The organism is Haemophilus sp. THUN1691 (assembly GCF_059704425.1).
Genome location: NZ_AP046578.1, coordinates 731529 through 746852, shown reverse-complemented (window position 1 = coordinate 746852; position 15324 = coordinate 731529). Strand labels below are relative to the sequence as shown.

The 15324-nt window shown below is 39.4% G+C and carries 16 protein-coding genes; 14 read left to right on the top strand and 2 right to left on the bottom strand.

Going from position 1 to position 15324, the window contains the following annotated elements; all coding sequences use genetic code 11:
* Nucleotides 1–25 precede the first annotated feature (25 nt).
* A complete protein-coding gene (murJ, locus tag AC6H0J_RS03715) occupies nt 26–1600 on the bottom strand; it encodes a murein biosynthesis integral membrane protein MurJ (protein WP_005626709.1) in 1575 nt (524 codons plus the stop codon).
* Between the two features lie 263 nt (nt 1601–1863).
* Here murJ and rpsT point away from each other — a divergent pair, with 263 nt between their 5' ends.
* The gene (gene rpsT / locus AC6H0J_RS03710) at nt 1864–2127 is read left to right on the top strand and encodes a 30S ribosomal protein S20 (protein ID WP_005548279.1); all 264 of its coding nucleotides are present in this window, start codon (nt 1864–1866) and stop codon (nt 2125–2127) included.
* Nucleotides 2128–2198: 71 nt separating this feature from the next.
* Here the strand turns inward: rpsT and AC6H0J_RS03705 are convergent, their stop codons facing one another.
* On the bottom strand, nt 2199–2765 hold the full coding sequence (locus AC6H0J_RS03705; RefSeq protein ID WP_005626706.1) for a DUF5358 domain-containing protein: 567 nt from the start codon (nt 2763–2765) through the stop codon (nt 2199–2201).
* Between the two features lie 145 nt (nt 2766–2910).
* On the opposite strand from AC6H0J_RS03705, the gene menB reads away from it, so the two are divergent.
* The 13 genes from menB to fis all read left to right on the top strand — a co-directional run bounded on the left by menB (nt 2911) and on the right by fis (nt 15261).
* A complete protein-coding gene (menB, locus tag AC6H0J_RS03700) occupies nt 2911–3768 on the top strand; it encodes a 1,4-dihydroxy-2-naphthoyl-CoA synthase (protein WP_005626704.1) in 858 nt (285 codons plus the stop codon).
* 68 nt (nt 3769–3836) lie between these two features.
* Nucleotides 3837–4826, top strand: a complete 990-nt coding sequence (menC, locus tag AC6H0J_RS03695) for an o-succinylbenzoate synthase (protein ID WP_005626701.1) — start codon at nt 3837–3839, stop codon at nt 4824–4826.
* A gap of 56 nt (nt 4827–4882) precedes the next feature.
* Nucleotides 4883–5332: a type II 3-dehydroquinate dehydratase gene (gene aroQ, locus AC6H0J_RS03690; RefSeq protein ID WP_005626699.1), complete on the top strand. Its 450-nt coding sequence runs from the start codon at nt 4883–4885 to the stop codon at nt 5330–5332.
* A 152-nt stretch (nt 5333–5484) separates the two neighbouring features.
* Nucleotides 5485–5952: an acetyl-CoA carboxylase biotin carboxyl carrier protein gene (gene accB / locus AC6H0J_RS03685; protein WP_005626697.1), complete on the top strand. Its 468-nt coding sequence runs from the start codon at nt 5485–5487 to the stop codon at nt 5950–5952.
* A gap of 176 nt (nt 5953–6128) precedes the next feature.
* On the top strand, nt 6129–7475 hold the full coding sequence (gene accC / locus AC6H0J_RS03680) for an acetyl-CoA carboxylase biotin carboxylase subunit (RefSeq protein ID WP_118817311.1): 1347 nt from the start codon (nt 6129–6131) through the stop codon (nt 7473–7475).
* Nucleotides 7476–7632: 157 nt separating this feature from the next.
* Complete coding sequence (locus AC6H0J_RS03675) at nt 7633–8601, top strand: transferrin-binding protein-like solute binding protein (protein WP_497512858.1); 969 nt, start codon at nt 7633–7635, stop codon at nt 8599–8601.
* Between the two features lie 63 nt (nt 8602–8664).
* Nucleotides 8665–10110, top strand: a complete 1446-nt coding sequence (locus tag AC6H0J_RS03670) for a surface lipoprotein assembly modifier (RefSeq protein WP_118817313.1) — start codon at nt 8665–8667, stop codon at nt 10108–10110.
* Between the two features lie 108 nt (nt 10111–10218).
* The gene (locus AC6H0J_RS03665; protein ID WP_005634512.1) at nt 10219–10476 is read left to right on the top strand and encodes a YhdT family protein; all 258 of its coding nucleotides are present in this window, start codon (nt 10219–10221) and stop codon (nt 10474–10476) included.
* Nucleotides 10473–11927 carry a sodium/pantothenate symporter gene (panF, locus tag AC6H0J_RS03660; protein WP_111407684.1) on the top strand — a complete coding sequence of 485 codons (1455 nt, stop codon included), beginning with the start codon at nt 10473–10475 and terminating at the stop codon, nt 11925–11927. The genes AC6H0J_RS03665 and panF overlap by 4 nt, the downstream gene beginning before the upstream one ends.
* A 119-nt stretch (nt 11928–12046) precedes the next feature.
* Nucleotides 12047–12919, top strand: a complete 873-nt coding sequence (locus AC6H0J_RS03655; RefSeq protein ID WP_118817314.1) for a DMT family transporter — start codon at nt 12047–12049, stop codon at nt 12917–12919.
* Between the two features lie 34 nt (nt 12920–12953).
* A complete protein-coding gene (gene prmA / locus AC6H0J_RS03650; RefSeq protein WP_497512857.1) occupies nt 12954–13841 on the top strand; it encodes a 50S ribosomal protein L11 methyltransferase in 888 nt (295 codons plus the stop codon).
* Between the two features lie 146 nt (nt 13842–13987).
* Nucleotides 13988–14968: a tRNA dihydrouridine synthase DusB gene (dusB, locus tag AC6H0J_RS03645; RefSeq protein WP_497512856.1), complete on the top strand. Its 981-nt coding sequence runs from the start codon at nt 13988–13990 to the stop codon at nt 14966–14968.
* Nucleotides 14962–15261, top strand: a complete 300-nt coding sequence (fis, locus tag AC6H0J_RS03640) for a DNA-binding transcriptional regulator Fis (RefSeq protein ID WP_005646807.1) — start codon at nt 14962–14964, stop codon at nt 15259–15261. Before dusB ends, fis begins: the two co-directional genes overlap by 7 nt.
* Nucleotides 15262–15324: the final 63 nt, after the last annotated feature.

Below are 15324 nucleotides of genomic sequence, written 5' to 3'. Positions count from 1 at the left end.
ATAATCGGTGCATTATAGCGGTAACTTAATGTTTTGTCAGTAAATGGTGTTTACGAACACCCAATAGCACCAATACGCCTAAATAAACCACCGCAGCCAGTCCAATTAACCAAACCAACCAATAGATACGCATTAAAAATGTCATGGCTGCCCATTCTTGAATCGACGGGCAGTTATACCAAACCAAACCGCCCATGACTAAGGCGGCAGCTAAAACTTTCAGAAAAAAGACCACACTTTTACGTGAAAAATGATAAACATCCGCTTTGACTAAACCCCGGTAAAGCAAATAAGCATTTAAGGTTGCTGACATGGCAGAAGCAATCGCTAAACCCACATAACTAAATGGAATCGCCAATACGTTAAAGCCCATATTGCTCACCATAGCGATGATCCCGATTTTCACGGGCGTTTTGGTATCTTGACGTGCGTAATAGCCATTAGCTAGGATCTTAATCAGCATAAAGCTAAGCAAACCGGCATTGAATGCCCATAAAGAATAAGAGGCTGCATGCACATCGGTTAAGGTAAAACTGCCACGCATAAACAATACCAGTAACATCGGCTGGGCTAACACGGCAATACCAATCGCGGCTGGCACACCGAGTAATAAAATCATTCGTACGCCCCAGTCCATTGTGTTGCGAAAATCAACCGCACTTTGGGAAGAATTATCTTCACGATTTACATGATGGCGAGCAAGCGTTGGTAAAATCACAGTGGAAATCGCAATACCAAATAGCCCAAGTGGAAACTCTAATAGACGATCAGAATAATAAAGCCAACTAATAGATCCCGTCATTAAGAAACTGGCAATGACTGTGTCAAGCAATAAGTTGATTTGACTCACAGAAACCCCGAACAAGGCAGGAATCATCAATCGACGGATTTTGGCTACCCCTTCATCATGCCATGCCCATTTTGGTTTTACGAGCAAGCCTGCTTTCTTCAAGAAAGGGATTTGAAATAAAAATTGTAATAAACCGCCTAAGAAGATCCCGATAGCAAGGGCAAGATCGGGATTGTCTAATCTTGGTGCGAGGAAAAGTGCGGTTGCAATCATGGCGATATTGAGTAAAACAGGCGAAAACGACATCACGCCAAATTTGCCTATCGTATTTAAAATTGCCCCAGAAAGCGCCACAAAGGTGACAAACCATAAATAAGGAAACGTAATTTTTAAGAGTAAAGACGCTTGTTCAAATTTGTGCGCATCAGGTCCGTCATTTAGCCAATCAGTAAACCAGCCCATCCCAAAGATCGCTGCAACAACAGGCGAGCCCACCATGGCAAGCAAAGTAACAATACTGACTAAACCGCCTAGCGTGCCCGATACTTTTCCGATAAATTCGCGGGTTTTAGAAAGATCGCCAGATTTTTGATATTCGGCCAATACGGGGACGAAAGCCTGAGAAAATGCCCCTTCCGCAAATAAACGACGTAAAAAGTTTGGGATACGGTTAGCGAATAAAAACACGTCTGCTGCCGCGCCTGCACCGATTAAATGGGCAATCACCACATCACGGACTAAACCTAACACACGGGACACTAATGTCATCCCACTCACGATAATGCCGGATTTTAAAAGTCGTTTACTCAAAATAGGGGTCTCTTCAAAAAAATTTGCCTTAATTGTATAGAATTTTTGTTTTTACGCTATATTCCAACGAAAAAAACTGATAAAATCCTGCCCACATCGTTTGTGTGAGCCAATAGAAAGCGCTTTTTTAAATAACGATGCTTACTTTCGGTTGTGTCTCACCGAAATCAACACAAATTTTCCATTGACAAAAGTATAAAAAATCGGCATATTGACGCCCTTTATTTTGTCTATCAATCAACAGAAATTTTAGGAGTTTGACCTTGGCTAATATCAAGTCAGCAAAAAAACGCGCGGTTCAATCTGAAAAACGCCGCCAACACAACGCAAGCCAACGCTCTATGATGCGTACTTACATCAAAAAAGTATATGCTCAAGTAGCAGCAGGTGAAAAAGCAGCAGCTGAAGCAGCATTCGTTGAAATGCAAAAAGTTGTTGACCGTATGGCTTCTAAAGGCTTAATCCACGCTAACAAAGCAGCAAACCACAAATCTAAATTAGCTGCACAAATCAAAAAATTAGCGTAATTTTTAGCTAGAAAGAATAAAAAATAAAACCGCACTTTAAAGTGCGGTTTTTTATTTCATCGAATTTTAAACTAAAGTAATAACATCGATCCCCATTTAATAATATCAAAGAAGAATTTATTTTCATTCGTCGCGATACCATCAGGATTTTTCGGTGTGCCATCTTCATTTTTCTGCACTTCCACCATGCCATTTTTATATTGACCTTTCACGACGGCTAAATCATCGCGCGCTTCATTACGTAATTTTAAACACGCCTGTTCAGTTAGAGGCTCAACATTTCCCACTTCGGTACGGAATTTTTTAAACTGATAGCTTGCATAATTCATCGATTTTTCATCACCTTGAATAATCTTCACATATTGCTCGCCAATAATTTTTTCCAATGGGTAGAAAAAGACATATTGTGAGTGAATATAGCTATCCTCTTTAGAAAAATGCTGTTGCAAAATTCGAGTTAAATTTGGGTAAACGCATTGTTCTGCTTGCTTACTTGCAATCGCCCATTGTTTTGCATCTTGATCGGAAAGTTGGTAATCCGCACCCGCAAATTCACCTGGGATTGCGGATTGTGAGTTTCCAAAAATTGAGCAGCCAGACAGCAATGCTGCCATACCTAAGGTTGCAATTAATTTCACATTTGATCCTTATAAAAGTGAGAATGCGCAAAATTCTAGCAATATCTTCACAACAGATAAAGCAGCAAATGAATTTAGTTTTCCTGATCCGAAAAACTTCCGCTATAATGACCGCACTTTTTTACGTTAATTAAAAGGAATTCTCATGCAAAATCCAAAAGATGATGTGTTATATGCGCCTGTTGAATGGGTCGATCACAGCGAAGGCTATAACGACATTCGTTATCATAAATCCACTGATGGTATTGCTAAAATCACGATTAACCGCCCAGAAGTTCGTAATGCGTTCCGCCCACAAACAGTGAAAGAAATGATCACTGCATTTTCCGATGCACGTTTCGATGAAAATATTGGTGTCATTGTCTTAACCGGCGAAGGCGAAAAAGCATTCTGTTCTGGTGGTGACCAAAAAGTGCGTGGCGATTACGGCGGTTACAAAGATGACAGCGGTGTACATCACTTAAATGTATTAGATTTCCAACGCGATATTCGTTCTTGTCCAAAACCAGTTGTAGCAATGGTGGCTGGTTATGCAATTGGTGGTGGCCATGTATTACATATGCTTTGTGACTTAACAATTGCAGCAGAAAATGCCATTTTCGGGCAAACTGGGCCAAAAGTCGGTTCATTCGATGGCGGTTGGGGCGCAAGCTATATGGCTCGTTTAGTGGGTCAGAAAAAAGCGCGTGAAATTTGGTTCTTATGCCGTCAATATAATGCACAAGAAGCATTAGATATGGGCTTAGTCAATACTGTAGTGCCTTACGCTGATCTTGAAAAAGAAACCGTACGCTGGTGTCGTGAAATGTTACGCAATAGCCCAATCGCAATTCGTTGTTTGAAAGCGGCATTAAATGCGGATTGTGATGGCCAAGCTGGTCTTCAAGAATTAGCGGGTAACGCAACAATGTTGTTCTACATGACTGAAGAAGGTCAAGAAGGTCGCAATGCGTTTAATGAAAAACGCGCTCCAGACTTCAGCAAATTCAGACGTAACCCTTAATTTATCGTTCTAAAGTGCGGTTAAAAATCTTCGTGAATTTTGACCGCACTTTTGTATTGGGAGCAAGCATGGCTGAAAAATCATTTAATCTTTACCGTTATTCCATCCCCGTTGATAGCCAACTTATTCTGCGTGATCGTTTTTTAAAACGCCGTGAAGGCTTAATCGTAAGAGTGAGTTGCAGCCGAGACGGTTGGGGAGAAATCGCCCCGCTACCTGGTTTTAGCGAAGAAACCTTAGACCAAGCTCAAGAACAAGCAATTGAATGGCTAACAACATGGTGCAATGCCAGCTGCGATGCACCTCGAATACCATTAAATGGCACCTATCCCTCCGTTGCTTTTGGTATCAGTTGCGCAATGGATGAAATGAAAGGTTATTTACAAGCTGAAGGCAATTATCATACTGCACCACTTTGTTATGGCGATCCAGATGAGCTGTACGCCAAACTTGCAAGCATGGAAGGCGAAAAAGTGGCAAAAATGAAAGTGGGCATATACGAAGCCAATCGCGATGGATTAATTGCCGATATGTTTTTAGAAGCCATTCCCGATTTACAATTACGGCTTGATGCAAACCGTCATTGGTCGTTAGAAAAAGCGTTACAATTTGCCGCTAAAGTCAAACCGCAACATAGAAAACGTATTCAATTTTTAGAAGAACCTTGTAAAACACAAGAACTCAGCCGTGAATTTGCTACTCAAACCGACATTGCGATTGCATGGGATGAATCCGTGCGAGAGACTAATTTTTGCTTGGGAAAAGAACCGCACTTATCGGCTGTCGTAATCAAACCCACTTTAATTGGTTCAATTCAACGTTGTGCAGAGCTCATTAACCAAGCACATTCGTTAGGTCTAAAAGCGGTTATTAGTTCAAGTATCGAAAGCAGTTTAGGGCTCTCTCAGCTTGCACGAATCGCACAACAATACACCCCGAATGTAACTCCAGGCTTAGACACTTTAGATTTGATGGAATATCAAGTACTACGCGCTTGGCCTGGTTCTAATTTACCTATTGTTGATTTAGAATCTGAATTTATCACTAAAATTATCTGATTCGACCACCAAAAATCGAAAAACCAGTATAATGCGCCACACAAAAAGGATTAAAAATGTCGCAAACACACAGAATTTTGCTGTTAAATGGCCCGAACTTAAATATGTTAGGGGCTCGCGAGCCAAAACATTATGGCAGTATTTCTCTTGAATCCATTGAAGAAAAAATACAAGCTTTAGCCACTCAGCACAATGTAAAAGTGGAATGTTTTCAAGCCAATAGTGAAGAAAAATTAATTAATAAGATCCACGAAAGTTTTCAACAAGTCGATTTTATTTTAATTAATCCTGCGGCTTACACCCATACCAGTGTAGCATTGCGCGATGCACTTTTAGCTGTTTCAATTCCTTTTGTGGAGATTCATTTATCTAACGTGCATAAACGTGAACCATTTCGTCATCATTCTTATTTTAGTGATGTGGCTGAAGGCGTTATTTGCGGTTTGGGCGCAAAAGGTTACGAGTTTGCCTTTTTATTTGCTATCGATTACCTTGCTAAAAAATAAGAAAATCAAGCATTTTTGGCGAAATTCACAGAATTTTATCGCAAATTTGCAAAATTTAAGGTAATCTTTGCAACACAAAAATAAGTTTATTCATAACCGCACTTTTTCGTTTAAAAGTGCGGTTAAAATTTCAATCTTTTTAGGAAGAACGTATGGACATTCGTAAAATCAAAAAATTAATCGAATTAGTAGAAGAATCTGGCATTACTGAATTAGAAGTGCAAGAAGAAGAAGGTACAGTACGTATTAGTCGTGCAGCGCCAGCAGTTGCTCCAGCAGCAGTTCAATACGCTGCAGCACCAGTAGTAGCGGCAACACCAGCCGCCGTACCAGCTCAAGCGCCAGCAGCGGCAACACCAGCACCAGCTGCATCTGATGAATTATCAGGCCATCTTGTACGTTCACCAATGGTGGGAACGTTCTATCGCAGTCCAAGCCCAGAAGCAAAAGCATTCGTTGAAGTCGGTCAGTCTGTGAAAGTTGGCGACGCGCTTTGTATCGTTGAAGCAATGAAAATGATGAACCGCATTGAAGCAGACAAAGCTGGCGTAGTAAAAGCAATTCTTATCAACGACGGTGACGCTGTTGAATTCGACGAACCATTAATCGTTATTGAATAATCTCCAATATTTTCGTCGGGCGGACTTTAGTCCGCCTATTTCATATACAAACAATTAGAGCGAATTTATCGTAGGCAATATAAATTGAAATCTGTTCACACCAAATTTTATAGGGAGAACAATATTTCAAAAACCTACATAAAAATTCACGTCTATCTGACTAAACGGACTCTTTTATGTTAGAAAAAGTTGTGATTGCTAACCGCGGTGAAATTGCACTACGCATTTTACGTGCTTGTAAAGAATTAGGTATTAAAACAGTGGCGGTTCACTCCACCGCTGATCGTGATTTAAAACACGTTTTACTCGCTGATGAAACCATTTGTATCGGTCCAGCACCTTCCGCAAAAAGTTATTTAAATATTCCAGCTATCATTGCTGCTGCCGAAGTAACAGGCGCGGATGCAATTCATCCAGGATACGGGTTTTTATCTGAAAATGCAGACTTTGCTGAACAAGTTGAACGTTCAGGTTTCACTTTCATCGGCCCAACTGCGGATGTCATCCGTTTAATGGGCGATAAAGTTTCAGCTATTAAAGCAATGAAAAAAGCGGGTGTGCCTTGTGTACCAGGTTCTGATGGCCCTGTAAGTAACGACATTGCTAAAAATAAAGAAATTGCCAAACGTATTGGCTATCCAATCATCATCAAAGCATCAGGCGGTGGTGGCGGCCGAGGAATGCGTGTTGTTCGTGGCGAAGACGCATTAGAAGAATCTATCGCGATGACCAAAGCAGAAGCAAAAGCTGCATTCAACAATGATATGGTCTATATGGAAAAATACTTAGAAAATCCACGTCACGTAGAAATTCAAGTGTTAGCAGATACCCATGGCAATGCAGTTTATTTGGCTGAACGTGACTGCTCAATGCAGCGTCGTCACCAAAAAGTTGTGGAAGAAGCGCCAGCTCCAGGTATCACAGAAGAAGTACGCCGTGATATTGGCTCACGCTGTGCAAAAGCTTGCGTAGAAATCGGCTATCGTGGAGCAGGTACGTTTGAATTCTTATATGAAAATGGCGAATTCTATTTCATTGAAATGAATACACGTATCCAAGTGGAACACCCAGTAACTGAAATGATTACAGGTGTAGATTTAGTGAAAGAGCAATTACGCATTGCAGCAGGCTTACCAATTTCCTTTAAACAAGAGGACATCAAAGTTAAAGGCCATGCAATGGAATGCCGTATTAACGCAGAAGATCCAAAAACATTCTTACCATCTCCGGGTAAAGTAAATCACTTACATTCACCAGGCGGTTTAGGCGTTCGTTGGGATTCTCATGTTTATGGCGGCTATACGGTGCCTCCACATTACGACTCCATGATCGCAAAACTAATCACTTATGGCGATACGCGTGAAGTTGCAATCCGCCGTATGCAAAATGCATTATCTGAAACAATTATTGATGGTATAAAAACCAATATCCCACTTCATGAATTAATTCTTGAAGATAAAAATTTCCAAAAAGGAGGAACAAACATCCACTATTTGGAGAAAAAATTAGGTATGCATGATTAATTTATAAGTTATTAAGGTAAAGGCAGACATTGTTTTTACCTTATTTTTTATAGATTTATACATAATAATATTAATTTTATGGTAGGATGAAAGTCTACATAAATTTATTTTATGTATTTGTATTAAGTGTGTCTAATAAAGAACTTAGAGGTAAACTATGAAGAATACGATTTTAAAGTTTAGTTTAACAGCTTTAGCTACATTAACTTTAGCTGCTTGTGGAAGTAGTGGCGGTGGTGATAATTCAACACACTCAGCTACTTCAGAACAACCAGTTACTCCAGCACAACCAGCTACTCCAGCACAACCAGCTACTCCAGCACAACCAGCTACTTCAGCACAACCAGCTACTTCAGCACAACCAGCTACTTCAGCACAACCAGCTACTTCAGCACAACCAGCTACTTCAGCACAACCAGCTACTTCAGCAGAGGCAGGGAAAGGCAAAGACCCCTTATCAGATAATTATTTTCCATCAACAGGGCAAGTATCAGGTAATCATTTAAACTTATCAGTAAAAGAAGTTAAATCAGTTGATATTACAACGTTCTTAAGTAATGAACCTGACGAAGTTAATAAATTAATTGTTGAAGGGAAAGCAATTGATATTATTCCTGGTAACCTATCTTCAGGCAAATATATACTAACAGATGCGAAGAATGAAATACGCCTTGTCGGTGGAAGACAAAATATTCGTTGGGGATATGTTGGTTCTTCTCAAACAACTGAGCATTATGTTGTAGCCCAAGGTACATACGCCACCAGTAAAAGCGATATGGACAAGATGGCAGGAGTAATTCAATATTCTGGTTATGCTGCACATTTATATAACACCGTTCCAAGAAACCCTGGAGTTGATAAGGTTGTTCCTGGTAAAGTGAATATTAATGTAGACTTTGGTACTAAAAAATTAGCTGGTAAGATAGTTGCTACCGATAATTACCAATTTGGCGCAGACTCAGTCGTCAATTTATCTGCTGATGTTAAAGGAAATAAATTTGAAGGTTCGCTAAACGGCACTTCAACAGAAGGAGCCTTCTATGGTAAAGATGCTGCTGAATTAACAGGATATTATGTTAATCCTGATAAAAAATATTTAGGTGTTTACGGCGCATCTAAACAATAATTTTTAGTATTCCTTAATAAAGCAAGCTCAGGCTTGCTTTATTCTTTACCAATAAGGATAAAAATGAATATACGAACTAAATTTATTTTATTTCTCGGCTCATCATTATTTCTTACGTCATATTCTATTGCCGAGGAAAAATCTCCACAACCACATGATGGGCGTTTAGATGAACAGCTACATTTGGCTAAACCAAATTTACCACAAAAAATACCCGCACTTTTGACCAATAATAATCCATCAAAGTTATCGATTACAAAAGAAGAATTAGCCAAACACCCAGACTTGATTATTCGCGGTCTTATCCCTGCAGTATTACAAAATAATGGCGAGGCGGTACAGCTTTTATTGCCGCTATATCAGCCTTTACCTAAAAAAGATCCGTTTTTATTAGAATGGGCGGAAGCAATTGACTTACGAGAAAAAGGGCATTTTTCTGATTCCGTTAAAGCCTACCGACACTTATTTTCACAAAAAACTGATCTTTTACCTTTACGCTATCAATTAGCTCAAGCCTTGTTTCTGAATAATGATAACGAGGCGGCAAAAGATCAATTTCAAAAGTTAAGAGCAGAGCAAGTTTCCCCTGATTCTGTAAAAATAATTGAACAATATCTTTCTGCATTGAACCAACGAGATCAATGGAAAATCCAAGGTGGATTTAGTTTTTTAAATGAAAGTAATATTAATAATGCACCAAAAGCCGGCACCAAAATTGGCAACTGGACAGCTTGGGAAAAAGAAAGTGCCAGAGGATTTTCGTATTTTGGGAATGCTGAAAAGAAATGGTCATTACCTCACAACTACTTTATAAAATTGTCCTTGGAAGGTAGTGGAAAATATTATTGGGATAACAAAAAATATAATGAATTTAACGCGAGAGCTGGTGTGGGTCTTGGATACCAAACTGCACGATTTGAACTATCATTAATGCCATTTACAGAGAAGCGCTGGTATGCAGGCGGCTCATCTGGTGGAAATGCGATGAAACAATACTCTAAAAATTCAGGTGCTAGATTGGATTTATCCAATTGGCTAAATGAAAAATGGCAAATTTCGACCGCACTTGAGTATGGTGAACAACGCTATGAAACTCGTAAACATCTCAATGGAAATAACTATCTAGCTTCCGCTACACTACTTTACCTAGCGAAAAATGGACAGTATTGGTTTGGTGGAGCTGATTATAATCGCGAAAATACTCGAGATTTAGATAACGCTTATCAACGAAAAAATGTCCGATTAGGATGGGGACAAGAATGGAAAGCGGGTATATCAACTCGTTTAATCCTGAATTATGCACAACGTGCCTATAAAGAAAAAGATCTTATTGGTATTCGCCAGAAAAATAAGGAATATGCATCAGTATTTACTATCTGGCATAGAAACTTTCATATTTGGGGAATCACACCGAAATTATCTTGGTCGTATCAAAAGGTAACCAGTAATCATCCTTTTTATGAATATGATAAAAATAGAATTTACTTAGAAATCAGCAAAACATTTTGAATTTTTCAAAAAAGTTGTAAGATTAGCAAACATAAGGGGCGTATGAAATATACGCCCCTTATACCATCAAAAATATACTTTCACTTATAAAAATTTTAAGGAAGAAACATGACATTAAAACAACGTTATCAACAAGCGGCCAAGGAAGCTAGTTGGGCATTAGGTCTATCTATTTTATATGTGATAGGTTGGTGCTTATGTGCTTATTTACCTAAAGAAACTCAAGGGCCGATTGGTTTCCCTCTCTGGTTCGAGCTCTCTTGTATTTATTTACCTATTCTGTTTATTGTAATTGGCCATTGGATTATCAAAATTATTTATCAAGATATCTCTCTTGAAATCAAGGATGAGGAGAATCAAAAATGAATTTAGGTATTATTCTCCCTTTAATTATTTATCTTGCATTTATATTTGGTGCTGCGATTTTCGCTTATGTAAAACGAACCAAAGGCGATTTCCTAACGGAATATTATGTAGGTAATCGCTCCATGACGGGGTTTGTGCTCGCAATGACAACTGCATCAACTTATGCCAGTGCAAGTTCTTTTGTCGGAGGGCCTGGTGCAGCTTATAAATACGGATTAGGCTGGGTATTACTGGCGATGATTCAAGTCCCTGCTGTGTGGCTTGCATTAGGTGCATTAGGTAAAAAATTCGCGCTACTATCAAGAGAAACCAATGCGTTAACGATTAACGATCTTTTCCTTTATCGTTATAAAAACAAATATTTAGTCTGGCTATCAAGCCTTGCTCTTCTTCTCGCATTTTTTGCAGCCATGACCGTGCAATTTATTGGTGGTGCGCGTTTATTAGAAACAACCATCGGTATTTCTTATACTCAAGCATTGCTCTTATTTGCTTTAACGGTAGGTATCTATACATTTATCGGGGGATTCCGTGCCGTCGTACTCACGGATACCATTCAGGGTACCGTCATGATTTTAGGTACTATTATTCTCCTTGTAGGAACCATTTATGCGCTCGGTGGTGTAGAAAGTGCGGTTAATAAATTAACAGAAATCGATCCTGCATTAGTCACGCCTTACGGGCCAAATGGAATGTTAGATTTTCAATTTATGGCTTCCTTCTGGGTACTCGTCTGTTTCGGGGTCGTCGGTCTTCCACACACTGCTGTTCGATGCATGGCATTTAAAGATAGCAAAGCCTTACATAGAGGGATGCTGATAGGAACAATTGTACTTTCCATCATTATGTTCGGGATGCACTTAGCTGGAGCACTTGGTCGTGCAGTTATTCCAAATTTAACCGTGTCAGATCAAGTGATTCCAACTTTAATGCTAAAAGTATTACCACCTATTATTGCTGGTATTTTCTTAGCCGCACCAATGTCAGCAATTATGTCCACAATTGATGCGCAACTTATTCAATCGTCTTCTATTTTTGTAAAAGATTTATACCTTTCTACAAAACCAGAAGCCGCAAAAAATGAGAAAAAAGTAAGTTATTTTTCATCTATTATCACGCTGATTTTGACCGCACTTTTAATCTTTGCCGCCCTCAATCCACCAGATATGATTATTTGGTTAAACCTATTTGCCTTTGGCGGACTGGAAGCCGCATTTTTATGGGTGATTGTGCTGGGAATTTACTGGGATAAAGCAAATGCTTATGGTGCGTTAAGCTCAATGATTATCGGCTTGGGAAGTTATATCTTGCTCACTCAACTTGGCATAAAATTATTTAATTTCCATCAAATCGTACCATCATTAGTATTTGGATTGATTGCCTTTTTAGTGGGTAATAAATTGGGCGAACGTCGTATTGAAAAAACTCAATTAAAAGTTACCGTACTTTAAGCATTAATCAATATGCTATCACCTTCTTCTAAATGAGAGGAAGGTGATATTTAATTTTCTCACTTTCAGCAATTTCTACGCTAAAACATAGAATTGAAACAATTCACAGGGATACATCAATGCTCTATCAAATTCTTGCACTACTTATTTGGAGCAGTTCATTAATCGTCGGTAAGCTCACTTATTCGATGATGGATCCTGTGCTTGTTGTGCAAGTGCGGTTAATTATTGCAATGATTATTGTCATGCCACTCTTTTTACGTCGTTGGAAAAAAATTGATAAACCAATGCGTAAACAGCTTTGGTGGTTGGCATTCTTTAACTATACCGCCGTATTTTTATTGCAATTCATCGGGCTAAAATATACATCCGCCTCCAGTGCAGTCACCATGATTGGGCTAGAACCGCTGCTCGTTGTATTTGTCGGGCATTTCTTCTTTAAAGACAAAGCAAAATGGTTTCACTGGCTATTCGGCGCAATGGCATTTATTGGCGTGGCAATTTTAATCAATGGCGGAAAAAATAATGAAGGCATTGATAACATCAGTTTATTCGGCTGTTTATTAGTACTAAGTGCAGGGATCATTTTCGCAGCCGTGTTACGTTGGACACAGCGAATTGTGGCCAAAGTCTCAACGCAAGCTTATACCTCCGTCAGCATTGTACTTGGAACCATCACAACATTGCCATTTACGGTATTACTCACAGAAAACTGGCAAATATCATTAAATTCTACTGGTATTGCAGGTTTATTATATCTTGCCATTGGCTGTAGCTGGCTTGCCTATTGGTTATGGAATAAAGGCCTTAATAGTGTAGATGCCAATATCTCCGGTATTTTAGTCGCACTTGAGCCGCTATTCGGCATCTTATTTGCCGTATCATTACTTGGCGAAACACTGTCATTTTCAGCCGCACTTGGTATAACAATCATCATGCTCGCGACACTTGGCTCGACTTTACTGCCGAAACTTTTGAAAAAATCGGTATAATACGCCCCATTTTATGAAATAAAGGAAAAAACAAATGGCTTGGATTCAAATTCGCCTAAATAGTACCAATGAAAAAGCAGAACAAATGAGTGATTTTTTAGAAGAAATCGGCTCCGTTTCTGTGACTTTTATGGATAGTCAAGATACACCGATTTTTGAGCCTTTGCCTGGTGAAACTCGTTTATGGGGTAACACCGATGTTATTGCGTTATTTGATGCAGAAACAGATATGACAGAAATCGTCTGCTTATTAAAAGAAGCAAAACACTTAGATAACAATACGGCATACAAAATTGAACAAATAGAAGATAAAGACTGGGAGCGCGAATGGATGGATAACTTCCACCCAATGCAATTTGGTAAGCGCTTATGGATTTGTCCAAGTTGGCGTGATGTGCCTGATGAAAACGCTGTCAATGTGATGCTCGACCCAGGTTTAGCGTTTGGTACAGGCACGCATCCTACAACCGCGCTATGTTTAGAATGGCTAGATGGCCTTGATTTAAAAGATAAAACCGTCATCGATTTTGGTTGTGGTTCAGGTATTTTAGCCATTGCGGCATTAAAACTTGGTGCGAAAAGTGCGGTGGGAATTGATATCGATCCACAAGCAATTCTAGCCAGTCGCAATAATGCCCAGCAAAATGGCGTTGCAGATCGCCTACAACTGTTCTTATCTGATGAAAAACCATCTGATTTAAAAGCTGATGTCGTGGTGGCAAATATTCTTGCGGGCCCTCTCAAAGAACTTTACCCAATCATTAGTCAACTTGTTAAACCTAATGGCGATCTTGGTTTATCAGGCATTTTAGAAACTCAAGCTCAATCGGTATGCGATGCCTATACGCAAACATTTGCGTTAGAGCCAGTCGCAGTGAGAGAAGAATGGTGCCGAATTACGGGTAAGCTAAAAACGCTTTAATTTCTTTTTGTCAATCAAAAAAAGTGTATTTTTTAAACAAATTTCACTTTGCAAAGTAAGGCAAAATGCGTATTATAGCCAGCCTTGTCGGTCGTCGACCAGTTCGACACTAATTAGATTTAGGCTTGCTAGGAAGGTAACGTAAAATGCGAATCGGTTCATACCAATTAAAAAATCGCGTTTTACTTGCACCAATGGCAGGTATTACCGACCAGCCTTTCCGTCGCCTTTGTGCATATTATGGTGCTGGACTCACATTTTCAGAAATGATGTCCACAAATCCGCAAGTTTGGCATACCGAAAAATCCAAATTGCGCTTGGCACATAGCGAGGATTTAGGTCTCAACGCCGTGCAAATTGCAGGTAGTGACCCACTCGAGATGGCGCAAGCCGCTGCTATCAACGTGGAGTATGGTGCTCAAATCATTGACATTAATATGGGATGCCCCGCCAAAAAAGTAAATCGCAAACTTGCAGGATCTGCATTGTTGCAATTTCCAGATTTGGTGGAAAAAATCTTGCGAGAAGTAGTGTCCGCTGTCAATGTACCGGTGACCTTAAAAATTCGTACAGGCTGGGATAAATCTAATCGAAACTGCGTTCAAATCGGCAAAATTGCAGAACAATGCGGCATACAAGCATTAACGGTGCATGGTCGTACACGAGCTTGTCTTTTTGAAGGCGAAGCGGAATATAACAACATCAAAGCCGTTAAACAAGCGATTGCCATACCGGTTATAGCCAATGGTGATATTGATTCTGCTCGGAAAGCAAAATTCGTTCTCGATTATACCGGAGCGGATGCCATTATGATCGGTCGTGCTGCCTTAGGTAACCCTTGGTTATTTCAAGCCGTGGAAAACCTAATTGAGCATGACTCGATAAGCCAAATGCCAAGTTTAAACGAAAAGTGCGGTCAAATTTTGCGTCATATTCAAGAATTACATCAATTCTATGGCGAACAAAAAGGCTATCGCATTGCGCGTAAACACGTGGCTTGGTATTTACAGGGAATTCAACCTGATTCCGTTTTTAAACAGACTTTTAATGCAATTAGTGATCCAAAAGGGCAACTCATTGTATTAGAAGATTTTTTCAATTTAATTTTGGATAAAGAAAAATGTTAGAACAACAACGTAGTCCTGCTGATGCTTTAACAGTATCAGTATTAAATGCGCAATCACAAGTGACCAACAAACCATTACGCGATTCAGTAAAACAAGCATTGCGTAATTATTTAGCGCAATTAGATGGTCAAGATGTGAATGATCTTTACGAATTAGTATTAGCGGAAGTTGAACACCCGATGTTAGATATGATTATGCAATATACTCGTGGTAATCAAACCCGTGCAGCAAATATGCTTGGTATCAACCGCGGTACATTACGTAAAAAACTAAAAAAATACGGTATGGGCTAAATTGACCTCATTTTAACCCTAAAAAGGAAGCTAACGCTTCCTTTTTTAGTTGAAATGTATTGA